17 protein-coding genes and 1 pseudogene are annotated in these 24,515 nt (G+C 63.9%); 7 read left to right on the forward strand and 11 right to left on the reverse strand.

Translation table 11 applies throughout. The features are described 5' to 3' along the window. Positions 1-24: 24 nt before the first annotated feature. The 8 genes from NKL06_RS08465 to NKL06_RS08500 form a co-directional block, all read right to left on the reverse strand. Positions 25-2,862 carry a nitrate reductase gene (locus tag NKL06_RS08465; RefSeq protein ID WP_023692252.1) on the reverse strand — a complete coding sequence of 946 codons (2,838 nt, stop codon included), beginning with the start codon at positions 2,860-2,862 and terminating at the stop codon, positions 25-27. 3 nt (positions 2,863-2,865) lie between these two features. Next, positions 2,866-3,195, reverse strand: a complete 330-nt coding sequence (nirD, locus tag NKL06_RS08470) for a nitrite reductase small subunit NirD (RefSeq protein WP_023692253.1) — start codon at positions 3,193-3,195, stop codon at positions 2,866-2,868. 5 nt (positions 3,196-3,200) lie between these two features. After that, a complete protein-coding gene (gene nirB, locus NKL06_RS08475) occupies positions 3,201-5,651 on the reverse strand; it encodes a nitrite reductase large subunit NirB (RefSeq protein WP_023692254.1) in 2,451 nt (816 codons plus the stop codon). 4 nt (positions 5,652-5,655) lie between these two features. Continuing rightward, positions 5,656-6,453, reverse strand: coding sequence for an ABC transporter ATP-binding protein (locus NKL06_RS08480; RefSeq protein ID WP_023682696.1), 798 nt, complete (start codon positions 6,451-6,453; stop codon positions 5,656-5,658). Between the two features lie 11 nt (positions 6,454-6,464). Continuing rightward, entirely contained in the window at positions 6,465-7,355 is an 891-nt protein-coding gene (ntrB, locus tag NKL06_RS08485) for a nitrate ABC transporter permease (protein WP_023692255.1), read from the reverse strand. 92 nt (positions 7,356-7,447) lie between these two features. Beyond that, positions 7,448-8,776, reverse strand: coding sequence for a CmpA/NrtA family ABC transporter substrate-binding protein (locus tag NKL06_RS08490; protein WP_031197901.1), 1,329 nt, complete (start codon positions 8,774-8,776; stop codon positions 7,448-7,450). Between the two features lie 338 nt (positions 8,777-9,114). Beyond that, positions 9,115-10,353, reverse strand: coding sequence for a CmpA/NrtA family ABC transporter substrate-binding protein (locus NKL06_RS08495; protein WP_031210481.1), 1,239 nt, complete (start codon positions 10,351-10,353; stop codon positions 9,115-9,117). 2 nt (positions 10,354-10,355) lie between these two features. Beyond that, a complete protein-coding gene (locus NKL06_RS08500) occupies positions 10,356-10,958 on the reverse strand; it encodes an ANTAR domain-containing response regulator (RefSeq protein WP_023667842.1) in 603 nt (200 codons plus the stop codon). Between the two features lie 282 nt (positions 10,959-11,240). On the opposite strand from NKL06_RS08500, the gene NKL06_RS08505 reads away from it, so the two are divergent. After that, positions 11,241-13,529, forward strand: coding sequence for a mechanosensitive ion channel family protein (locus NKL06_RS08505; protein ID WP_245267104.1), 2,289 nt, complete (start codon positions 11,241-11,243; stop codon positions 13,527-13,529). A 175-nt stretch (positions 13,530-13,704) separates the two neighbouring features. Here the strand turns inward: NKL06_RS08505 and NKL06_RS08510 are convergent, their stop codons facing one another. The 3 genes from NKL06_RS08510 to NKL06_RS08520 form a co-directional block, all read right to left on the reverse strand. Then, positions 13,705-15,192 (reverse strand): aldehyde dehydrogenase, encoded by a 1,488-nt coding sequence (locus NKL06_RS08510; protein WP_023692260.1) that lies wholly within the window; start codon positions 15,190-15,192, stop codon positions 13,705-13,707. Further along, positions 15,189-16,382 (reverse strand): cytochrome P450, encoded by a 1,194-nt coding sequence (locus NKL06_RS08515; RefSeq protein ID WP_023692261.1) that lies wholly within the window; start codon positions 16,380-16,382, stop codon positions 15,189-15,191. The genes NKL06_RS08510 and NKL06_RS08515 overlap by 4 nt, the downstream gene beginning before the upstream one ends. A gap of 63 nt (positions 16,383-16,445) precedes the next feature. Continuing rightward, positions 16,446-17,894, reverse strand: coding sequence for an APC family permease (locus tag NKL06_RS08520; RefSeq protein ID WP_023692262.1), 1,449 nt, complete (start codon positions 17,892-17,894; stop codon positions 16,446-16,448). Positions 17,895-18,060: 166 nt separating this feature from the next. Between NKL06_RS08520 and NKL06_RS08525 the strand changes: the two genes are divergently transcribed. The 6 genes and pseudogenes from NKL06_RS08525 to NKL06_RS08550 all read left to right on the forward strand — a co-directional run bounded on the left by NKL06_RS08525 (position 18,061) and on the right by NKL06_RS08550 (position 24,511). Continuing rightward, entirely contained in the window at positions 18,061-18,831 is a 771-nt protein-coding gene (locus tag NKL06_RS08525) for an IclR family transcriptional regulator (protein ID WP_023686944.1), read from the forward strand. Continuing rightward, positions 18,831-20,113, forward strand: a pseudogene (locus NKL06_RS08530) (Tm-1-like ATP-binding domain-containing protein). Before NKL06_RS08525 ends, NKL06_RS08530 begins: the two are co-directional and overlap by 1 nt. Then, positions 20,110-20,772 (forward strand): HAD family hydrolase, encoded by a 663-nt coding sequence (locus tag NKL06_RS08535; protein ID WP_023682706.1) that lies wholly within the window; start codon positions 20,110-20,112, stop codon positions 20,770-20,772. Before NKL06_RS08530 ends, NKL06_RS08535 begins: the two are co-directional and overlap by 4 nt. 20 nt (positions 20,773-20,792) lie before the next feature. Further along, positions 20,793-22,142 (forward strand): aminotransferase class III-fold pyridoxal phosphate-dependent enzyme, encoded by a 1,350-nt coding sequence (locus NKL06_RS08540; protein WP_023708115.1) that lies wholly within the window; start codon positions 20,793-20,795, stop codon positions 22,140-22,142. Positions 22,143-22,175: 33 nt separating this feature from the next. Beyond that, positions 22,176-23,483: an aminotransferase class III-fold pyridoxal phosphate-dependent enzyme gene (locus tag NKL06_RS08545; protein ID WP_023692264.1), complete on the forward strand. Its 1,308-nt coding sequence runs from the start codon at positions 22,176-22,178 to the stop codon at positions 23,481-23,483. Continuing rightward, a complete protein-coding gene (locus NKL06_RS08550) occupies positions 23,480-24,511 on the forward strand; it encodes a phosphotransferase enzyme family protein (RefSeq protein WP_023692265.1) in 1,032 nt (343 codons plus the stop codon). Before NKL06_RS08545 ends, NKL06_RS08550 begins: the two co-directional genes overlap by 4 nt. Positions 24,512-24,515 lie beyond the last annotated feature (4 nt).

A 24,515-nucleotide genomic window follows, 5' to 3' on the forward strand; every position in this document is an offset into this window, starting at 1 on the left:
GATCCCCTCCCCATCCAGCCGCATCTACTCCGCAGCCTGAACCCGATTGGCCTGGATGACCGCCCGGATCTCGGACCGGCAGGAGCCGCAATTGGTGCCGGCCTTCAGGGCGCCGCCTATGGCTTCGACTGTCGCGCACCCGGCTGCCACTGCCGCCGCGATCTGGTTGACCCCGACGCTGAAACAGGAGCAGACGGTCGCGCCCGCATCGGGCCGATCGGCGCCGGCGCGACCGGCGACGATCCTGAAGCGTTCGCGCTGGCTGGTGTGAACCTCCTGGAGTTGCTGTGCCGCCCAACCCCGCGAAACCGCCACCGGTCCCGACGCGATAAACAAAGCCCCGGCGAGGTGCTGGTCGTCGAAGGCAGCAATACGATGCTGGCCGGTATCGCGGTCGTGATAAGCGAGCGTATCGGCTACGGGAACATCGAAAAGCGAACCAGCAAAACCAGCCCAGTCGATGTCGTCGTCAGCAAAGGCAAGCTCCACCCGCCAGCCGCCCTTGCATTTGGCCACGGCCCAGTAATCTGCTGCGACCGCCACCGGCTTGCGGCGCACCACGGCGAAGCCGAAGGCTCTCGCGGCGAACTTCTCGATGCGGGCGCCGACATGTTTCAGCCCAGGCTGACCGGAAACCGGATCGGTCAGAGGCGCGGTCAGCGTGTCGAGCCGGCCTTTTGCCGAAAACTGGTCAGTCCAGTGCATCGGCGCAAACACGCTGCCCTGGCGCTGGCGTGCCGTCACCAGCGCGCGCACCAGCACATCGCCGCGCGGGCTGGAGACGCGCACGATGTCGGCGTCGCCAATGCCGTGATGCGTGGCATCCGCCGGGTGGATCTCGACGAAGGGCTCGGCCATGTGCTGGGAGAGACGTGGGCTTTTCCCAGTGCGGGTCATCGTGTGCCAATGGTCGCGAACACGGCCGGTGTTGAGGATCAGCGGATAGTCCGGGCTGGTGCGTGTCTCGACGATGGGACGAATGGCGATGAAGCGGGCCTTGCGGTCGGGATTGTAGAAATTGCCGTTGGCGAAGAAGCGGGTGTTGGAAGGGTCAAGTCCCGCTTGAACACCCCCCTCTGTCCTGCCGGACATCTCCCCCGCAAGGGGGGAGATTGGCAGCTTTGACGCCGGCATATCTTCTGCATCGTTGGAAATTGGCGAAGGCCGAGGCGACGGCTGATCTCCCCCCTTGCGGGGGAGATGGCCGGCAGGCCAGAGGGGGATGGCTGGGCTCGGCGCCGGCCATTGGAAAGGCTCAAGCGCTGCATAGGCCTCCTTATCAACACCAGCATAACCACCAATATCGAAATCCCGTGCGCCGTCATTCTCGAACCCCGACAGCGCGGCGTGTTCGGCGAAGATTTCCGCTGGCGACGAATAGGAAAACGCCTCGTCAAACCCCATCCGCTTGCCCACCTCGGCGACGATCAACCAATCCGGCCGCGCCTCACCAGGCACCGCAAGAAAGCTGCGCTGGCGCGAGATGCGGCGCTCTGAATTGGTCACGGTGCCGTCCTTCTCGCCCCATGCGGCGGCGGGCAGCCGCACATGGCCGTGGCGCACGGTGTCCGTGCTCGCCAGCACATCCGAAACCGCGACAAACGGGCAGGCCTTGATCGCTGCCTCGACGGCATCGGCATCCGGCATCGAATCGACCGGGTTGGTGGCCATGATCCACAGCGCCTTGATGCGCCCGTCGGCCACCGCCTGAAACATCTCGACCGCCTTCAGACCGGGCTTTTGGGCGACGGCCGGCGCATTCCAGAAACGCTGCACGCGGTCGCGGTGCTCGGGGTTTTCGATCTCCATATGGGCGGCCAGCATATTGGCCATGCCGCCGACCTCGCGGCCGCCCATGGCGTTGGGCTGGCCGGTCACTGAAAACGGCCCTGCCCCAGGTTTGCCGATGCGGCCGGTGGCGAGATGGCAGTTGATGATGGCGTTGACCTTGTCGGTGCCCGAAGACGACTGGTTCACTCCCTGGCTGTAGACCGTGACGGTTTTCGCAGTCGCGGCGAACAGGTTGTAGAAGCGGGTGAGCTCGTCCTCGCTCAGGCCGGTGGCGGCGGCGATGCCGGCAAGGTCGAGCGCCGATGCGGCGAAGAGAGCTTGGCCGAAGCCGGTCGTGTGTGCGGTCACATAGCCACGGTCGAGTGCGTTGTGCTGGCCGAGCCAGGCGAGCAGACCAGTGAACAAAGCAACGTCGCCATCCGGCGCGATCGCCAGGTGAATGTTGGCGATATCAGCGGTCATGGTGCGGCGCGGGTCGACCAGCACGACCTTCATCTCCGGTCGTTTTTCCCGGGCCGCCGCGATGCGCTGGAAGAGCACGGGATGGCACCAGGCGAGATTGGAGCCGACCAGCACGATCAGGTCGGCGAGCTCGAGATCCTCGTAGGTGCCGGGCACGGTGTCGGAGCCGAAGGCGCGGCGGTGGCCGGCAACCGAGGAGGCCATGCATAGCCGCGAATTGGTGTCGATGTTGGCCGAGCCGATGAAGCCCTTCATCAGCTTGTTGGCGACATAGTAGTCTTCGGTCAGCAACTGGCCGGAGACATAGAAGGCGACGGAGTCAGGACCGTGCTCGGCGATGGTTTGCGAAAAGGTCGAAGCGACGCGGTCGAGCGCCTCGTCCCAGCCGGCACGGCGACCGTGGATTTCGGGGTAGAGCAGCCTGCCGTCGAGGTCGATGGTTTCGGCCAGGGCCGAGCCCTTGGAGCAGAGCCGGCCGAAGTTCGCTGGATGATTGGGATCGCCGCGGACGCTGACTTCACCGTCCGCGGCGACTTTCGCCAGCACGCCGCAACCCACCCCGCAATAGGGGCAGGTGGTCCTCACCTCGCGCGCTTCGCCCAGTTCCATGCTTCAGGCCGCGCGGCTGGCTAGCGCTTTCAGCGCAATGAACAGGTGCTCGCCCTCGATGCGCACAGGAATGGTGCGCACTGCGCCCTCGTCGGCGCCGAGCGCCTTGCCCGTCTCCAGCGAGATGACCCAATTGTGCAAGGGGCAGGTGACGGCGGTGCCGTGGACGATGCCTTGGCTCAGCGGCCCACCTCTGTGCGGGCAATGGTCGTCGATGGCGTAGACCTGATCGTCCTGCGTGCGGAAGACGGCGATCTTACCCTCGGGTGTAGCGATGCAGCGCGCTCCGCGGCGGGGGATGTCGGAGAGTGAGCCGATTGCGATCCAGTCCATTTTAATCACTCCGCAGCCTGCGCAAACCCGACAGAAGCCATTGGCCGGAACTCGTGCTTGTCCTTGCCGGAGACGCGTTCCGACCACGGGTCGACCTGGGCGAATTTCTGGCTGAAGACGAAGCGTTCGTAATAGGCCTTGCGCTTGGCGCCGTCGTCCATGATCTGGCGCTTGATCTCGGGGATGCCGATGCGCTTGGCCCATTTGTAGATGCGCTCGAGATAGCGGCCCTGCTCGCGGTACATCTGCGTCAGCGCCACGATATGCTCCAGCGCCTCGTCCTCGGTCTTGACCAGGCCAAGCACTTCGGTGCCCTTGATGTCGAGCCCGGCGGCGCCGGCGAAATGGATCTCGTAGCCACTGTCGACACAGATCACGCCGACATCCTTGCAGGTCGCCTCGGCGCAGTTGCGCGGACAGCCCGATACCGCCATTTTGACCTTGGCCGGGGTCCACGAGCCCCACATGAATTTCTCGATGCGAATGCCGAGGCCGGTCGAATCCTGCGTGCCGAAGCGGCACCAGTCGGAGCCGACACAGGTCTTCACCGTGCGCAGGCCCTTGGCGTAAGCATGGCCTGAGACGAAGCCGGCCTGGCCGAGATCGGCCCACACCGCCGGCAGATCCTCCTTGCGGATGCCCAGCATGTCGATGCGCTGGCCGCCGGTGACCTTGACCATCGGTATCTCGAACTTGTCGACGACGTCGGCGATGGCGCGCAGTTCGGCGGCGTTGGTGACGCCGCCCCACATGCGCGGCACCACCGAATAGGTGCCGTCCTTCTGGATGTTGGCGTGGACGCGTTCGTTGATGAAGCGCGACTGATAGTCGTCGGCGTAATCGTTCGGCCAGTCGCAGACGAGGTAGTAGTTGAGCGCCGGCCGACATTTTGCGCAGCCGCAGGAGGTCGTCCATTCCAGCTCCTGCATGACGGCGGGAATGGTCTTCAGGCTCTTGGCGATGATCAGCCGGCGCACCTCGTCATGGCCGAGCGTGGTGCAGCCGCACATCGGTTGCACGGCGGCCGGGTTGTATTTGTCGCCGATGGTCAGCACCATCAGTTTCTCGACCAGCCCGGTGCACGAACCGCAGGAAGCCGATGCCTTGGTGTGGGCGCGCACGTCGTCGAGCGAAGCCAGGCCCTTGGCCGTGATCGCGCCGGTGATCTTGCCCTTGCAAACGCCGTTGCAGCCGCAGATTTCCGCATCATCCGGCAAGGCTGCAACGGCCGCCATAGGGTCCAGCGGGGCACCCCCCTGGTAGGACTGGCCGAAGATGAGCGTGTCGCGCATCTCCGATATGTCGGTCTGCTTCTTCTTGAGGTCGTTGAACCAGGCGCCGTCAGCCGTCTCGCCATAAAGCACGGTGCCGATGATGCGGTCGTCTTTCAGGACAAGGCGCTTGTAGACGCCGGCGGCGGCATCGCGCAGCACGATCTCCTGGCGGTCCTCGCCTTCGGCGAAGTCGCCAAGCGAGAACAGGTCGATGCCTGTGACCTTGAGCTTGGTCGGCGTGTCCATGTGGACGAAGGCCGCTGCCTCGTTGCCGGCCAACTGGCTCGCGGCAACACGCGCCATCTCGTAGAGCGGCGCGACCAGCCCGTAAACCTGGCCGTTGACCTCGGCGCATTCGCCGAGCGCGTAGATGTCGGGGTCGTTGCTGCGCATGCCGGCATCGACGACGATACCACGATTAACGGCTATGCCGGCCTCTCTGGCCAGCGCCGCATTCGGCCGGATGCCGACCGCCATCACCACCAGCGTTGCCGGGATAATAGTGCCGTCGGCAAGCTCCACCTGCCCGACCTTGCCGTTGCCGGTGATCGCCTGGGTGTTGGCCTTGGTGATGACCTTGATGCCGCGCTGTTCCACCGCGCGCTGCAGGAGATAGCCGGCGGCTGGATCGAGCTGACGCTCCATCAATGTCGGCATGACATGCAGCACGGTGACGTCCATGCCTTGGGCGTTCAAACCTGCTGCCGCCTCCAGCCCGAGCAGGCCGCCGCCGATGACCACGGCCTTGGCGCGCGACTGGGCGGCAAGCATCATGGCCTGAACATCGTCGAGGTCGCGATAGGTCAGCACCCCCGGCAGATCATGGCCGGGCACCGGAATGATAAAGGGCACCGATCCGGTGGCGATGACGAGCTTGTCGTAAGGCTCGGTGACGCCGTGGTCGGAGGTGACGGTCTTGGCCGCCCGGTCGATGGCGACGATCTTGTGACCCTTGTAGAGGGTGATGTTGTTGGCGATGTACCAGCCGTCGCCGTGGATGATGATTTCCTCATAGGCCTTTTCGCCGGAGAGAACCGGCGACAGCATGATGCGGTCGTAGTTCACCCGCGGCTCGGCGTTGAAGATGGTCACGGTGTAGCGGCCCGGCGCCTGTTCGAGCAGATGCTCCAGCATGCGCCCAGGGGCCATACCGTTGCCGATGATGACGAGTTTTTCGGTCATGGCGTTACTCCGCGGCTTCGACGAAGCGATGACGTTCATAGAGGAACTTCAGCACCGCTTCGCGGCAGCGCAAAAAGGTGCGGTCGGAAGAGAGTTCGACGCGGCGACGCGGCCGCGCCAGCGGCACCGCCAGCACCTCGCCGATGGTCGCCGCTGGACCGTTGGTCATCATGACGATGCGGTCGGACAACAGCACCGCCTCGTCGACATCGTGGGTGATCATGATCGTCGTCGAGCCAAGCCGGGAATGGATGTCCATCACCGCATCCTGCAGATGGGCGCGCGTCAGCGCGTCGAGCGCTCCGAACGGCTCGTCGAGCAACAGGATCTTCGGCTCCATGGCAAGCGCCCGGGCAATGCCGACGCGCTGCTTCATGCCGCCCGATATCTCGGCCGGCCGCTTGTCCTTGGCATGGGCCATCTGCACGAGATCGAGATTGCGCATGATCCAGTCATGCCGTTCGGTCCTGCTCTTGGAACGACCAAAGACTTTCGATACCGCCAGGCTGATGTTTTCGTAGACGGTGAGCCATGGCAGCAGGCTGTGGTTCTGAAACACCACGGCGCGCTCGGGTCCGGGGCTGTCGACCTCCTTGTTTTCGAGCAGCACGGCGCCGGCGGAAACCTTGGTCAGCCCGGCGATCAGATTGAGCAAGGTCGACTTGCCACAGCCGGAATGGCCGATGATGGAGACGAATTCGCCCTTGTCGATGGTCAGCCTGATGTCCTTGAGCACCTCGCTGACCTGACCGCCGCGGGCAAAGGATTTGTCGATATGGTCGAGCTTCAGATAGGCCGTCATCGCCCTTCTCCTCACTTTGCCGTTGTGCCGCGGGTGACGAAAGAGCCGACTGCCGCGACCAGGCGGTCGAGGCAGAAGCCGGTGACGCCGATATAGGCGAGCGCGACGATGATGTCGGGCAGCCGCGACGAGTTCCAGGCGTCCCAGATGAAGAAGCCGATGCCGACGCCGCCGGTCAGCATTTCGGCGGCGACGATGGCGAGCCAGGACAGGCCGATGCCGATCCTTAAGCCGGTGAAGATGTAAGGTGCAGCCGCCGGAACCATGATCTTGACGAAAAATTCGAACTGGTTGAGCCGCAGGATGCGCGAGACGTTGCGGTAGTCTTCGGGAATGTTGCGCACGCCGACGGCGGTGTTGATGATGATCGGCCAGATCGAGGTGATGAAGATAACGAACAGCGCCGACGGGCTGGAATCGCGGAAAGCAGCCAGCGACAGCGGCAACCAGGCCAGCGGCGGCACGGTGCGCAGTATCTGGAACACCGGATCGAGGCCACGCATGGCCCAGATCGACTGGCCGACCAGGGCGCCGAGCGCGACGCCGACGATCGCCGCCAGGCCGAAGCCGATGGCGACGCGTTGCAGAGAGATCAGCACCCGCCACGCAAGGCCGATATCCTGCGGGCCGTTGTTGAAGAACGGATGCGCGATCAGATCATAAGCCTCGTTCCACACCTGGCTGGGCGGCGGCAGGCTGGCGGTCGGCGACGAGCAGGCGATCTGCCACACGACCAGCATGAAGGCGATAACGATGACCGGCGGCACCAGGGCGGTGGCCAGCCTGCCGGCGATCGCGATCGGGTCGAAGCGGCGCCGCGCTTTGGCGGTGAAAGCGATGACCGCGGCAGGCTTGGCGGGGAACGCCTTCACCGTGGTTTCCTCAATGGCTTGGATGGACATGTCTGACAATAACTCCGGGGTCGATGCGGGCGACAACGGCGAAGCGCCGTTGCGCTGGGGCGACAAACGGCGCAACGCGCCGTTTGCGCAGGTCAAGCCGATGCCTTGATCTTCAAGCTGTCGAGATAGGCCGACGGGTTGGCCGGGTCGAAAATCTTGCCGTCGAAGAGGGTCTCGACGCCGCGCGACGACGAGGCCGGAATATCGGCTGCGGCAACGCCGAGATCCTTCGCCGCCTCGCGCCAGATATCCTCGCGATTGACCTGATCGACCAGCGTCTTGATGTCGGTGGTCGGCCCGAATTTTCCCCAACGGATGTTTTCGGCGAGGAACCAGCTGTCGTGGCTCTTGTAGGGATAGGAAACGCCACCCTTCCAGAATTTCATGTAGAGGTCAGTGCCGGTGGCCACGCGGCCGTTGCCGTAGTTGATGTCGCCCTTGAGGCGGCCGATAATGTCGGCGACAGGCACGTTCATCCATTGCCGCTTGCCGATGATGGCGGCCATCTCGTCCTTGTTCTCCGTGGCCTCGCACCATTGCTGGGCCTCCATGACGGCCATCACGATCGCCTTGGTGGCGTTAGGGTATTTGTCGATGAATTCGGCGCGGAGGCCGAGCGCCTTTTCGGGATGACCCTTCCACAGTTCGCCGGTGGTGGCGGCGGTGAAACCAACGCCCTGGTGGACGAGCTGTTCGTTCCACGGTTCGCCAACGCAGAACACGTCCATGTTGCCGACTTTCATGTTGGCGACCATCTGCGGCGGCGGCACGACAATGGTCGAGACGTCCTTGTCGGGATCGATGCCGCCGGCGGCCAGCCAGTAACGGAGCCACAAATCATGGGTGCCGCCCGGGAACGTCATGGCGGCCTTGATTTCCTTGCCGGCCGCCTTCTTGGCGGCGAAGGCGTCCTTCAGCTTGGAGGCGTCGAGGCCGACACCGGTGCCGGCGTATTCCTGCGCAACCGAAATGCCCTGGCAGTCGTAGTTGAGCCGCGCCACGATAGCCATCGGCATCGGCTGGTTGTTCTGCGTCACCTTGCCGGTGTGCATGAGATAGGGCAGCGGCGTCAGGATGTGAGCGCCGTCGATGCCGTTGGCTTCGCCGCCGAGCATCAGATTGTCGCGCGTCGCGCCCCAGGAGGCCTGCTTGAGCACCTCGACGTCGGGCATGCCGAACTTGGCGAACAGCCCCTTCTCCTTGGCGATCATCAGCGGCGCCGCGTCGGTCAGCGCGATGAAGCCGAGCTTGGCGCCGGTGACCTCCGGAGCGGTCGTGGCGGCATAGGCGCCCGAGGGGAAGAGCTTGCGGGCCGCCACGAACAGGCCGGCCGTCATGGCGCTGCTGACAAGAAAATCGCGGCGCGTCACATCCTTGAGCGATGTTCCCGTCCCGATCCATTTCCCTATTTTTTCTTTCATCGTGATCTCCGGTTGAACGCTTCGTCGAGTGGCCCAAAACAAAAAAGCCGCCGTCCAGGCCTCGCGCGTCCGTACATCCGGGATCGCGTCGTTGACCTGAGCGGCAGCTTTGCCTGTGGCGCCCGCCATTGGACGCCTGTTCCGTGACCCGCGAAGGGCCTGGCTAATTCAAAGCAGGAACCGTGCCAGTTCTGAGTGAAACGAAAAACCTAAATGAAATCAACATTACGCGCCAGACGCCGGCACGCGAGGCGACATCGCAAGCAGGTCAAAGATTGTTCATTACAGCAATCGCACGCACATTTTTTGTGCAATGCACAAGAATGGCGCGAGAATGATCAGGCTTCCGCGCGAGCGGCTTTCTGGCGCGCTATATAGCCGTCGATCTCGTCGGGGTCGAAGGTCTGACCGTCGAAGAAGCCGTCTGGCCCAAGCACCAAGCCTGCCCCGGTCGCACCGACAGCCGTGGCGACCTTAAGCGCGCCCTCGACCTTCGCATTGGCGCCGGGAAGTGCAACGCCAAGCGGCTTTAGCGCCGAGCGGTAGAGGTCCGGACGGTAGCAGTCACGGGCGATAGCAAGGTTTTCCGGCGTGTGCTCGACATGCCCCCAGCGCACCATCTGCGTATAGAACCACAGCGCATGGCTCTTCCACGGAAAGTTCGCCGCCTTGTCGAAGGGCAGGAAGAAGTCGTCGACATCCAGTTCGGCGCCGCCGCCCAGTTCAAGATGGCCGGTCAGGATCGGCATCTGGACAGCTGGTGGCAGGCCGAGGAAGCCAGCTTGAGCCATCACACCAGCCAGTTCGGCGTGGTTGCCCGGATCCTGGCACCAGCGCGCCGAATGATGCAGCGCGCGCAGCAATGCTGCCAGCGCGACCGGGTTCTCCTGCGACCAGGCCTTGCGCACGCCGATCACCTTCTCCGGACTGTTGCGCCACAGCAGCGCCTTGATGGTGACGATATGGCCGGTGCCGGCGGCGACCGAGGCGCTGTTCCAGGGCTCGCCGACGCAGTAGCCGTCGATCCGCCCGACGACCAGCGCATCGGCCATGAAGGGCGGTGGCACGATGACAATCTCGATCTCGCGCTCCGGATCGATGCCGCACCCGGCAAGCCAGTAGCGCAGTTCGTAATTATGCCCCGAATGCGGGTGCACCACGGCAAAGCGCAGCGGATCGCCGCCAGCCCCGGCGCGGTCGCGAATGAAGGCACCGAGGGCTGCGCCCGCGCGCGCGGGCTCGAGATCGGGTATGGCGCCGTGTGCCGCCATGCCTTCCCAGACGGCGTTGGAGATGGTGATGCAATTGCCGCCAAGCCCGAGCGAAAACGGCACGATGGTCTCGGAAGCAAGCGGCGTCAGCCCGAGATTGCAGGCGAGCGGCATCGGCCCCAGCATGTGCGCCAGGTGGAAATGGCCGATGGCGATGCGGTCGCGGATGTTGGCCCAGGAGGTCTCGCGGTGCAGTGTGAGATCGATGCCCTCGCGTGCGGCAAATCCAAGCTCACCCGCCGCAACCAGCACGGCACTGTCGAAGAGCGGCATGAAGCCGGCGGTGATCTGGTGCTCGGCGCTCATGCTCATTCGTCCTCCGACGGCCCGAGCAGCCCGGCGGCAGTCACCAGGCTCTGGGCAATGTCGCCGATCTTGCGGTTCTGGTTCATCGCCGTCTTGCGCAGCAGCGTGTAGGCGGCCTCTTCGGTCAGGCCGCGCGACTTCATCAGGATGCCCTTGGCACGGTCGATCACCTTGCGGCTCTCAAGTTCGCCTCGAACCTCTTCCAGCTCGCGCGCCATGCGCGAGAAAGCGTTGAAGCGGCTGACCGCCATGTCCAGGATCGGCTTGACGCGCTCTTGCCTGAGGCCGTCGACGACATAGGCCGAAACGCCGGCATCGACCGCCGCTTCGATCGATGCCTGGTCCGACCGGTCGACGAACATGGCGATCGGCCGCTTCACCGCACGCGACAGCTGGAACATGTTTTCCAGCATGTCGCGGTTCGGGTTTTCCAGGTCGATGACGATGACGTCCGGCTCGATCTCGGCGATGCGCCGCGCAATGCCGGTCACGTCGTGGATGACGGTGACCCGCTCATGGCCGGCCTCGCGCAAACCTGCCTCGATGATCGCGGCGCGGATACGGTTTTCGTCGATGACCAGGACGGCGAGTGAGCTGCGGACCATGCGTGCATTGTGGGCAAGGTCGCAAAATTGTGCAATGCGGCATGGTCACAGGCTCCCGCCGCGGAGCAACCGACGACCGACAACGACCCGGTCTAGGTGGTCGGGACAAGGAATGCAGCGCAACGCTGGCACTGGTGATGACAGCCTTGCCGGTCGCCTGGTGCCCTACCCAACGGTCTAGGTGCGATGAGCCTTGCACCGCAACATCGGCTTGTTAAAGGTGGGGGCAACGACGGACATAGCTGTCCTTGCTCGCCGATCTGACCGGAAGGTTACCGCACGATGCTGCTCATGAAACGACGATTGGGGGCCAGGGAGCCGGCGCGCCCGGCACGGCGTCCCGGGAACCTGACGGCGATGTTCGTCCTGATAGCCGGGCCACTCGTCCTTGGCATCGCCCTCCTGTTGGCTGGTCCGGCACAGGCCCAGGCACCGGCCGCCGTCACGCCCGACAAGGTCAAACAGCTGTTCGAGCTTCTCGACGATCCGTCGGTGAAGGCCTGGGTGGCCGAGCAACGAAATCAGGGCGCAGGATCGACGGAAGCGCCTGCCGAGACTAGCGCTCCGCCGGCCGACGCCGTGGCCGCACCGGGCCAGATGAATACTATGGCATCCTCGACGCTCGATCGGATCAAGCATCACATCGAAAAGATCGTGCGAACCTTGCCTTCGCTGCCGGACCAGTTCGCGCGCGTCCGGGCCAATACCATGGACGATATGTCCAGCAAGGGCCCCGTCAGCATATTGGTGCTGATTGCGATCTTTATCGCTGCCGGCCTGGCGCTCACCTGGGCAATATACAAGCTCACCCGTCCATTTCGTCTTTGGATCATCGCGCAACCCAGAGATACGCCCATCGGGCGGGCCAAGAAGATCGGCGGCCGCACGCTTTATTCCAGCATGATGATCGGCTCGTTCGCGCTGGGCAGCGCCGGTGCGTTCATGCTGTTCGACTGGCCAGCGCTCATCCGCGAGATTGTGCTGACATTTCTGATGGCTGCGGTCTTTACGTGGGCTGTGCGCCTGTACGTGATGGCCACGCTCGTCCCTTCTTTCATGGAGGTCGAGCACGCCATCGAGGTTCGTGCCCTGCCGATCACCAACGGAGCTGCTGACCATTGGGCTTATTGGCTGCCCCGGATCGTCGGCGTTTTCGCCTTCTTCGCCGCCGCGTTTGTCCTCTTGCCGGGTCTCGGCATAGACCAGGACGGAATGATGGTCCTGTCCGTCGGCGCCGATTTCATCCTGCTGTTGCTCTTCCTGCTGGCCATTTGGCGTCGGCCAAGGACGCAGCGAGACGGCGCGCGCCACAGCGGTCACACGGCAGTGACATGGTTGTTGACGGCTTATTTCGTCGTTCTGTTCCTCGAACGCATTGCCGGCCTCTATACATTCTTCTGGTTTACCTTCACCGCATTCTTCCTGCCTTTGGCAATTGTGCTGACAGAGCGCGGGGTTAATTTCGTCCTGCGGCCGGGTTCGGAAGATGCCGGCCGGCCGACGATCCCGGCGGTGACGATCGCTGTCATCGATCGCGGTATCCGGATGATTTTCATCCTCGCGGCGGCTTACCTTCTCGCACGCGTACTGGGCCTGGACATGCAATCCATGCGCGGCAGCGATACGACCACCATGCTCATATTGCGCGGCTTGATCAACGTCGTGGTCATTGCCCTTGCTGCCGATTTCGGCTGGTCGATCATCAAAGCCTTGATCGAACGAAAGCTGGGCGTCGCGATACCGCAAGCGGTGATGGGCGAGGAGGACATCCTCACCCTCGATCCGCATCAGGCGCGGCTGCACACGCTGTTGCCGATCATTCAGAACATTCTGCTCGCGGTTATCATCGTGATGGCGGTGCTGATGATGCTCGCTTCGATCGGCATCCAGATCGGCCCGCTGATCGCCGGCGCCGGCGTCGTCGGCGTCGCCGTGGGTTTTGGCGCGCAAACCATCGTCAAGGACGTGATCTCTGGCGTGTTTTATCTGCTCGACGATGCTTTCCGTGTCGGCGAATACATTTCATCGGGCAGCTACAGGGGTACGGTGGAGAGCTTTTCGCTGCGCTCGGTGAAGCTGCGCCACCATCGTGGTCCGCTGTTCACGATACCTTTCGGCGAACTCGGCGCCGTGCAGAACCAGAGCCGCGACTGGGTCACCGACAAATTCAACATCACCGTTGGCTATGACACCGATATCGACTTTGCTCGCAAACTGATCAAGCGAATTGGCCTGGAACTGGCGGAAGATCCGGAGTTCAAACACTGGGTGATCGAACCGATCAAGATGCAGGGGGTGCAGGAGTTCGGCGAGTACGGCATCGTCTTGAGGGTCAAGGTCACGACCAGACCTGGAGGCGCCTTCAGCATGAAAGGCAGGTTCTTTTTGCGCCTCCGCCAAGCCTTCAAGGAGCAGGGCATCGAACTCCCATTCCCGACCGTCCACGTCCAGGGGCTGCAAGACCCGCATGGGACAGAGAATGCGCCTTTGGAGATCACACCTGAATTGCGAATGGCCGTCGCGCAGTCGCACACCAATCGGCGCAGAAAAAAAGCCGGCACAACGGAGTAGGACGCTGTGATACCCGCCGGTCGCAACACGGCTTTCCGCGCAAAGCCTGGACCCGCGACACCACGCTAGTCGAGCTGCCGATAGCGACGACGCGGTCGCCGCCAACCAGCACCAGCGTGGCGTTCTGAGGCCAAGCTTGACGAAAAGAGCAGATATGCCTGCCTTTCCGCGAGGCTCAGAGCGCAATCCAGGCGGTCTTGAGGTCGACAAATTTCTCCAGTGCATGCAGCGACTTGTCACGGCCGAAACCGGACTGTTTGACGCCGCCAAGCGGCACGGTGATATCGGCTCCGCCATAGGTGTTGACGTGGACGACACCGGCGTTGATGGCGCGCACCATGCGATGGGCCGTGGAAAGATTGGCGGTCCACACCGCCGAGGCAAGTCCGTAGACAGTGGAGTTGGCCAGATGCACCGCCTCCTCCTCGGTCTCGAAGCGCATCACGCCGAGCACCGGTCCGAACACCTCCTCGCGCGCCAACTGCATCTCTTGCGTCACGTTCTCGAAGATCGTCGGCGCCATGTAGCTGCCGCCGGTCTCGGTCAGTATCCGTTCGCCGCCGGCGACGAGACGGGCGCCTTCGGCTTGCGCCATGGCGACGAAGCCGAGATTCTTGTCCAGCTGTTCGGCGCTCGATACCGCACCGATATCGCTGGCGAGATCGAGCGGGTCGCCGACCTTGAGCCGCGTGGTTGCCGAGACAAGTTCGTCCATGAAAAGATCATAGACCGACGACTGAACGAGCAGACGCGAGCCGGCAACGCAGACCTGGCCTGAATTGCGAAAGATTCCGTTGGCCGAGACGACCGCCGCCTGCTTCAGGTCCGGAGCGTCGGCAAAGACGATGTTGGGCGACTTGCCGCCAAGCTCGAGGAAGACCCGCTTCAAATTGGAACGGGCGGAGTATTCGAGCAGCCGCCGGCCGACCGGCCCCGATCCGGTAAAGGCGATGGCGTCGACATCCATGTGGAGGCCAAGCGCTTCGCCGGCGACAGCACCATGCCCGGTAACGACGTTGAACACGCCTTCGGGAAGTCCAGCCTCGCTTGCGAGTTCGGCCAGCCGCAGCAAGGTCAGCGAGGCGATCTCCGGCGGCTTGACGACGACGCTGTTGCCGGTGGCCAGTGCGGGCGCAATCTTCCAGGCGCCGATCATCAGCGGGAAGTTCCACGGCACGATGACGCCGACGACACCGAGTGGCTCCCTGTGGATCAGCCCGAGCACATTGTCGGCCGTCGGCGCGATCTCGCCATAGACCTTGTCGATCGCCTCGGCGTAGTAGCGGATGGTGCCGGCCGCCGACAGCGGCTCGGCCTTGTAGGCCATGCCGATCTCGGTGCCGTTGTCGCGCACGCCAAGCACGGCCAGCTCATCGACATGTTTTTCGATCAGCTCGGCAAATTTCGTCAGCACCTTCTTGCGAAAGGCAGGGGCGGCGCGCGACCATGAACCCTTCTCGAATGCTTTTCGCGCCGATCGGACCGCGCGATCGATGTCGGCGGCATTGCCGTCAGCGATGCTGGCAAAAGGGCGGCCGTCGATCGGCGAAATCACCGCCAGCGTCGCGCCGCTCGTCGCTGCGGCCTGTACGCCGTCGATAAACAAGCCCCGCTCGCCGATCTCCGTCTTGCGCAGCGCGTCGATGGCATTCTGGCTGATCATTGGTGGCGGACTCCCAGGGAAACATACAACGTGGTTGGCGCGCGGAATTCCCAGCCGCGAAACACCGGCACCTTGCCTGGCACCAGGCTGAGATCGGGGAAGCGCAGGAGCAGCAGCCTTAACGCAAGGCACATCTGCTCGCGCGCGAAAAACCGGCCCGAACAGAAATGATGACCAAAGCCGAAGGCGGCATGATTGCCTTCCCCGCGGTTGATGTCGAAGCGGTCTGGATCGGCAAAGCGGCTCTCGTCGCGGCTTGCCGAGGAGACAAGTGCAGCGACCGCGGCGCCGGCAGGGATCGTTACGCCGCCAAGCTCGACCGCCCGCGTCGTCTGCCGCGTCTGGGTGCCGATCGGCGCCACCCAGCGCAAGCCTTCATCGACAGCCCTGGGCACAAAGGTCTCGGGATCGGCGAGCACCTGCCGCAATTGTTCGGGATGCGCAAGCAGGCCGGCGAGGATCGAACCGGCACCATGTCCGGGCTCCTGCATGCCGCCAAGCAGGATGACCTTGATGCTTGGCATCAAGAAATCGATCGGCCGCGTCGTGCCTTCCGGCATGCCGTCATGCAGCATATGCGACAGCGCCGAGTCGTCGGGTGCGCGCGCCAGTCTATCCAGAGTCGGCCGGATGGCTGCGCCGACCTCGGCGCTGATCGCGTCGGCGATCTCTTGCCGCTTCGGGTCGTTCTCGAAATTGATGGCGCCCTGCGCAAGGCCATAGAACCAGCGGCGCAGCGTCGGCATGTCGATGTCGGCAAGGCCAAGCGAGCGCGCCAGGCTGAGCGTCGACACCGGCTCGAAATAATCCGCCATCAGCTCGGCGGAGCCTTGTTCGGCGATCCGGTCGAGAAAAGGTTCGGCAATCGACCGTACGAGATCGCCGGCATAGGCGGCGACGGTGCGCGGCCGGTATTTCGGATCGACGCCTTGGCGCAGCTGTCTATGCGTTTCGCCGTCGGTGGTCAGGATGGTCGGCTTGCCGAACGAGCGTTCGACCGGAGACGTACCGACGACGGCGGAGAAGATGTCGGGTGACTTTGCGACGGTCTCGACGTCCTTCCAGCGGGTGACGAACCAGAGATTGACCGCCGGCACGAAAGCGACAGGCGCACTGCGCCGCAGTTCCGCATAGATCGGATACGGATCGGCTTCCAGCGCCTCAACGGTGATGCTCTCGGCAAAGCTCAACGCCGTTACTCCCTTGCGATGGAAAGGGGCGGCGCCGAACGCGCTACCCCCTTGTCCTTTGTCCTAGTCCTTCAGCGGCACGCCGAGATTTTCGAAGGCAACCGGATCCCGGCTCTTCAACGCACCGGCAAGCAGCAGGCCGACCACCGCGGCAATCAGCACCAGCCCCGGCAGCAACACGCCAAGGAAGCCACCGGCCCCGGACAGGCCACCGAAATTAATGACGATCAGGTAGATGATGACGACGAAAGCGATGAAGGCCAGCCCAGGCAGGATGGTGGTCTTCAGCGCATTCTCCTGCGTCGACGGGTTGGCGCGGAAGTACATCACCACGGCGAGCGAGGCCACCGCCATCATGACGATGACTCCCAGCGTCGCGACATTGGTCAGCCAGGAAAACAGCGCCAGAACCGGATCGAGGCCGAGTATCGCGAACAGTCCGATGACGATCGCTGCCAACACGCTCTGGATGACGGAAGCGACATGCGGGCTCTGGTGCACTGAATGCGTCACGCCGATCGCTTCAGGCAACAGCTTCTCGCGGCCCGAGACGTAGATGTAGCGGGCAACCGCGTTGTGGAACGCCAGCACGCCGGCAAACAGGCTCGACACGAACAGGATGCCCATGGCGTGCGACAGCATGGTTCCGGCGTAGCGGTCGGACAGGCCGAACAGGAAAGTCGTCGGATCCTGAAGCGCCTGCAGTGCCGGCAACAATTTGTCGACGCCGGCGCCGACCGCCATCAGCCAGGCCGTGACCATGTAGAAGACGCCGATCAGCAGCACGGAGAAATAGGTGGCGCGCGGAATGGTCACCTTGGGGTCGCGGGCTTCCTCGGCGTAGATCGTCGTCGCCTCGAAACCGATGAAGGCGGCGAAACAGAACAGGATGGCGATGGCGGGCGAGCCGCTGACGATCTGGCTCCAGCTGAACGGCGCCGCAGAGAGACCACTGTCGCCACCGGTCTTGAGGATGGCGAGGTCTAGCACCAGCACAACGATGTATTCGCACAGCACCAGCACCGTCAGGATCTTGGCCGACAGGTCGACCTGGCGGTAGCCCAACACCGCGACGATGGCAACGGCGATGAAGCTCCACACCCACCAGGGCAGGTCGATGCCCCAGCCGGCGAACAGGCCGGCGGTCGCGGCCCCCAGCAGGCCCATGACCCCGATCTGCATGGCGTTGTAGGACAGGATCGCGATGATTGCGGTTGCGCCGCCGGCAAAACCGCCCAGCCCGCGCGCGGCATAGGCATAGAACGCGCCGGCATTGCCGACATGGCGCGACATGGCGACGTAGCCGACCGCAAACAGCAGCAGCAACACGGTCACGATAAGATAGGTGCCGGCAAAGCCCGCCCCATTGCCCATAAGCATGCCGAGCGGCGTGCCGCCGGCGACCGCGGTGAGCGGCGCCGCCGCCGAAATCACCATGAAGGTGATAGCGCCGACGCCAAGACTGTTCTTGCGCAGCCTGTTGGCGGGCGCCTGTTCCGAAACTGCTGACATTTGTCCCTCCAGTTTTACGAACCCCTGGGTTCGCGGCCGCTCGGCCTGTTCCCTGAATGCCATCGGTTCATTATTTGAACCCTTATTTTGAATATAGACTTGCAAAGAATGCCGATGCCTGTCAAGTTAATTCACACATTAAGTTTCTATCCGAGCGGGAGGCTGGATGGGTACGGTCGGCAAGGCGATTTCACTTCTGGAGCTGTTCACGGTGGACGAACCCGAGTTCGGACTTTCCGATCTCGCGCGGCGGTGTGCGTTCGACAAGGCGACGACGCGGCGGCTGCTGGTGGCGCTTGGCGGCCATGGTTTCGTCGAGCAGGATGCCGGCACGCGGCACTATCGCCTCGGCGCCGGCCTGTCGCGGCTGGCGCGTATCCGCGAAGCCTGCTTCCCGTTCCTGCAAACGGCAATTCCCGTGGCGCAGGATCTGGCGGGTTCGACAACCGAGACGGTGCATCTGTCGGAATTCGGCGTCGACAGACTGATCACCGTCCATGTCGAGCATTCAAGCTGGGCAAACAGGGTGAACATCGATATCGGCCAGCTTCTGCCGCTGCATTCCACCGCCTCCGGCATCGCCTATCTGGCCTTCGCCGACAACGCGACGGTGAAAGCATGCCTGACAGGTTCGCTTGAGGCCTTCACCGATCATACCCTCGTCGAGCCGGCCGCCATTTCAAAGTCGATCGGCGAGGCGCGCGACCGCGGCTATTCGATCTGCGACCAGGGCCATGAGGACGGCGTGATCGGCGTCGCGGCTGCAATCCGCGCCGCCGATGGTCTTGCGCTGGGGACAATTGCGGTGGCAGCCCCGAAGGCCAGGACGACACCGGCTACGATCGTGGAACGAGGGCTTGCGGTTGTGACCGCGGCACGGGAGATTTCGATGCGCCTCAATGGCGAAAACCTGCAAACCCTGAGGAGGCAGGCCTGATGTCTGCAGATATGGCGACGCCCCGCATCCTGGTCATCGGCACGGGCGACACCAAGACCGACGAACTGCTGTTCATGAAAGCGTGTATCGAGGCATCCGGTGGCCGCGCCGTGATGATGGATGTTAGCGTGCTAGGCGCCCCCGCCTATAGTCCCGATCACGACAAGCATGCCGTTGCGCGGGCCGCTGGCGTGACGATGGCCGAAATCGTCTCGAGCGGCGATGAAAACACCGCCATGACATTGATGGCCGTCGGCGCCGTTCAGCTGGTGCGCCAGCTTCACCAGCGCGGCGAGATCGACGCCTTCATCGCCATCGGTGGTTCGATGGGAACCGATTTGGCGCTCGATGTCGCGCTGTGCCTGCCGCTCGGCGTGCCGAAATTCGTCGTCTCGACCATCGCCTACTCGCATCTCATTCCGCCCGAGCGTGTCGCGCCCGACCTGATGATGATCCTGTGGGCAGGCGGGCTCTACGGCCTCAACACCATCTGCAAGCTGGTCCTTTCCCAGGCCTGCGGCGCGGTGGTCGGTGCGGCGAAGATCGTGCTTGCATCCCGTGCTTCGGCCCGGCGGTCGGACCGACCATCGGCATGACTTCGCTGGGCAGCAGTTGCCTGCGCTATATGAAGACGCTGAAGCCGGCGTTGGAGCAGCGCGGCTATGACGTCGCAGTCTTTCACACCACCGGGATGGGGGGCCGGGCCTTCGAATCGATCGCCAGCCAGGACCATTTCTGCGCGGTGTTCGACTTCAGCCTGCAGGAGATCACCAATCATCTTGCCGGTTCGGTCGTCAGCTCCGGCGCCGACCGGCTCGAGAATGCCGGCGCCCGCGGCATTCCGCAGATCGCAGCCCCTGGCGCCGTGGACATGGTCGATTTGCCGACCTGGCAGGCGCTGCCGACAAAGTTCGCGCAGCGGCCATTCCATGCTCATAACAGGTTGATCGGCTCGATCACCGTCGATGCCGCCGACCGCCGTGAAGTCGCCAGGACCATCGCCGCCAAACTCGGTGCGTCGAAGGGGCGCTCCGCTTTCATCCTGCCCTCCGGCGGCATCCAGGAATGGGATGCGCAGGGCGAGCCGCTGTACGAACCCGAAGCCCTCGCGGCGTTCACCGATGAGATGCGCAAGGCCATTCCCGCCGGCGTCGAGTTCCACGAGATCGACGCCCACATCAACAGCGACGAGTTCGTCGGCAAGGCGCTCGAAATCTTCGACCGCTGGGTCGAGGAAGGCATCATCCCGCGCGGCATGCCGGCCAAGGGAGTGGCTGCGTGAGCGCTGTTCCTGCCCAGGCGCTCGTCCTCGATTTCGGCGGCGTCGTCACCCGGACCCTTTTCGAGACCCATGCCTTGACCGAACAGGCGCTCGGCCTCGCGCCGGGAACGCTGCAATGGCACGGGCCGTTCGACCCGGATTCAGATCCGCTGTGGCGCTCCATGCAGGCCGACGAGATCAGCGAGCGCGATTATTGGCGCACCCGCACCAGCGAAGTCGGCCGGCTCGTCGGCGAGGACTGGCAGGCGATGGAGACATTCGTCCAGCGCGCACGCGGAGCCGAGCCGGAAAAGATCGTGCGGCCCGAAGCCGTCCGCGCCATCCGGACCGTGCATGCGGCGGGATTTCGCCTAGCGATCCTGTCCAACGAGCTAGATCTGTTCTATGGCGCCGGCTTCCGTCAGCGGCTGCCGCTGCTCGAGCTGTTCGACACCATCGTCGACGCCACCTATACCCGCATCCTCAAGCCCGATCCGCGCGCCTATGCCTTGGTGACCGAGGCGCTCGGCCTGCCTGCCGGCGCCTGTGTGTTCGTTGACGACCAGCAGCGCAATGTCGATGGCGGCCGTGCCGCCGGCATGCGCACCGTTCATTTCGACGTCGCGCGGCCGGCACTTTCCTATGCCGAGGCCCTCGGCCATTTCGACCTCATCTCCTGAGACATTTGCGGAGCCTTGCGATGCGCGACATCAATTTCCTCACCGAGAAAAACGCCAAGCCGATCTGGCATCCGATGGCACACCCGGCCGAGATGCGGGCCAACCCGCCAAAGGTGATCATGAAAGGCGAAGGCGTGATGGTCACCGACATCGACGGCAACACCGTGCTCGATGCGGTTGGCGGCCTGTGGAACGTCAATCTCGGCTACTCCTGCGACCCGATCAAGAAGGCCATCGCCGACCAGCTCAGCGCCCTGCCCTACTATTCCGGGTTTCGCGGCACGTCGACCGGCCCGTCGATCGAGCTCGCTTACGAACTCAGCGAATGGTTCGAACCGGAAGGCATGGTGCGGACCTTCTTCACCTCGGGCGGCTCGGATTCGGTCGAAACCGCACTGCGGCTCGCCCGCCAATACTGGAAGATCCGCGGCCAGGGCGACCGGACAAAATTCCTCGCGCTGAAGAAGGGCTATCACGGCACCCATTTCGGTGGCGCGTCAGTCAACGGCAACGCCAATTTCCGCCGCAACTATGAGCCGCTTATGCCCGGCGTCTTCCACATTCCCGCACCCTGGACCTTCCGCAATCCGTTCGATGAGACCGATCCGGCGCGGCTAGCCAAACTGTGCGCCAAAGCGCTGGAGGACGAGATCGCCTTCCAGGGCGGCGACACCATTGCCGCCTTCATCATGGAGCCGGTTCTCGGCGCCGGCGGCGTCATCGTTCCGCATGACAGCTTCATGCCGCTGGTCCGCGAGATATGCGACCGCCACGAAATCCTGCTGATCGCCGACGAGGTGGTCACGGGCTTCGGTCGCACCGGCGCCTGGTCGGGTTCGCGGCTATCCGGCGTGAAGCCGGATTTCATGACCATCGCCAAGGCGATCACCTCGGGCTATTTCCCGCTCGGCGCCACCTTGATCGGCGCCAAGGTCGCCGACGTCTTCGAGGCCGACAAGACCAGCTTCGGGGCGATCGGTCATGGCTATACCTATTCCGGCCATCCTGTCGGCTGCGCGGCAGGGCTGGCTGCACTTGCCGAGACCAAGCGGCTTCGCCTGGACGAGAACGCAGCCGCGCGCGGCATCGAGCTCGCGGCGACGCTGGAGGGGCTAAAAGCCAAGCACGCGATCGTCGGCGACATCAGGTACAAGGGCCTGATGGCTGCGCTAGAGCTGGTCTCCGATCGCACGACGAAAAAGCCGGTGGACAAGAAGACCATGGCCGTGGTTTCGGAAGCCACTTATGACGCCGGCGTCATGCTGCGCGTGTCCGGCAACAACATCATCCTGTCGCCGCCGCTGATCATCGGCGCCGCCGACGTGGCAAAGATCGGCGAGGCCATCGATGCAGGTCTGTCGAGGGCCTGATAGACCCGCTGACGCAATGGAGTTTGGTACGCAATGACCCAATCTGAGAAGAACCCGAGCGAGGAAGCGCTCGTCAAGCGGCGTGCCCGCCTGCTCGGCGCGAAATCGCAATTGTTCTACGACGAGCCCGTGCACCTGGTGCGCGGCGAAGGCGTCTGGCTCTACGATGCCGACGGCCGCAAATATCTCGATGCCTACAACAACGTCGCCCATGTCGGCCATTGCCACCCGCATGTGGTCGAGGCCTTGTGCCGTCAGGCAAGCCTGCTCAACACCCACACACGCTATCTGCACACCGCAATTCTCGACTATGTCGAGCGGCTGACGGCGACCTTCGATGCAAGCCTCGCCACCGCAATCCTGACCTGCACCGGCAGCGAGGCCAACGACATCGCGCTGCGCATGGCGCAGGCCGCCTCCGGCAATATGGGCATCATCGCCACCGACGCCACCTATCATGGCAACACGACGGCGGTTTCGCAGCTGAGCACGCGCATGCCTCCGATCCGCGGCCGCGCCCCCCATGTCAGGCTGGTGCCGGCCCCCGACAGCTATCGCCATCCCGATGCGATGGCCAATGGCAAGGCCTTTGGCGACGCCGTGCGCCAAGCGATCGCCTCGCTGGCACAGGATGGCATTGGCCTGTCTGGCATCATCTTGTGTCCGCTGCTCGCCAATGAAGGTTTCCCGGCTCTGCCCACCGGATTTTTCGACGACGCCTTGGCGGCCGTGCGCGAAGCCGGTGGTCTGGTCATCGCCGACGAAGTGCAGCCCGGCTTCGGCCGCACCGGCAGCCATTTCTGGGGCCATCAGCGCGCCGGCTTCGTCCCCGACATCGTCACCATGGGCAAGCCGATGGGCAATGGCCATCCGATCGCGGCCGTGGTCACCACCAAGGAGATACTGGTGACCTTCCGCGACGCTTTCCGCTACTTCAACACCTTCGGCGGCAACCCGGTCTCCTGCGCGGTCGCCAATGCCGTCCTCGACGTCATCGAACAGGAAACCCTTGTCGCCAACGCGCAAGACGTCGGCGCTTATGCGCTTGGCCTGCTGCGCCCGCTGGCCGATCGGCATGAGTGCATCGGCGAGGTCAGGGGCGCCGGACTGTTCTTCGGCGCCGAGCTGGTCCACGACCGCGACACGCGCGAACCGGCGCCCGACATTGCCGAGCAGGTCGCCAATCGCATGCGCCATCGCGGCGTGCTGATGGGCAAGACCGGCATCCACGGCAATGTGCTCAAGATCCGCCCGCCCATGCCGTTCTCGCGTGACAATGCCGACTTCCTGATCGGCCTGCTGGACGAGGTGCTGGGCGAAGTCGGCGGAGTGCCGGCGTGAATTCTGTTTCCACCCAATCCGAGCCCGAAACGGCAGCCGATGTCACGGAGCTCGCCAGGCGTGCGCTCGAACATTGGGGCGTCCGCAACTCTGAGCCGGAACTTCTGAAGCACCGCGAGAACGCCGTCTTCCGCGTGCGGCTGCCGGATGGCCAGCCGGCAGCCATGCGCATCCACCGGCTCGGCTACCACACGGACGCCGCGCTGCGTTCGGAACTGCAATGGATGGGCTTCCTGCAATCCGCCGGCGTCGCCACGCCGTCTTGCGTCGCAACACAGGCCGGCGATCCGTTCGTGCTTGTCAGCACGGCCACCTCGGCGCAGCCCCGGCAGGCCGATTGCCTGAGCTGGCTGGAGGGCCGCGCCGTGGGCGCACGCGGCGTGCCACTGGCCTACACGGCCGACCAGTCGATCCAGATCTTCACGGCGATCGGGCGGACCATCGCCCATATGCACAATGTCACTGCCTCGTGGGCGCCGCCCGCGGGCTTCGCCCGCCATGCATGGGACTTCGACGGCTTCTTCGGTGCGAACCCGGTCTGGGGCCGGTTCGAGACCTCGCCCTTTCTCGATGGTCCTCGCCGCGCGCTGGTCTTGCAGGCGCGCGAGAAGGCAGTGAAGGCGCTGTCGGAACATGAGCGCAGCGCGCGCAATTTCGGCATCATCCACGCCGATCTGGTGCGCGAAAATGTGCTCATTCATGATGGTGCGGTGCGCATCATCGACTTCGATGATTGCGGCCATGGCTGGCACATGTACGACCTTGCCGTCGCCCTCTACCAGAACCGCGAGGAGGCGATCTACCCGCTGATCGAAACCGCTTTGCTTGACGGTTACCAGCAAGAGCGTGCGCTGATCCCGCAGGACATCGCCGCATTGGCTCTATTCGCCGCCTTGCGTGCCTTCGCGTTTCTTGGCTGGGTGCAAAGCCGCGTCGAAGGCGACATCACCAGGGATGTCGGCTTGCGCATGTCGACCATCGCAGCCGATGTGGTGATTGACTACTTGCGCGGCGAACAGCCCAACTGACGAG

Source organism: Mesorhizobium sp. C268A (genome assembly GCF_040324475.1).
Lineage (GTDB): Bacteria > Pseudomonadota > Alphaproteobacteria > Rhizobiales > Rhizobiaceae > Mesorhizobium.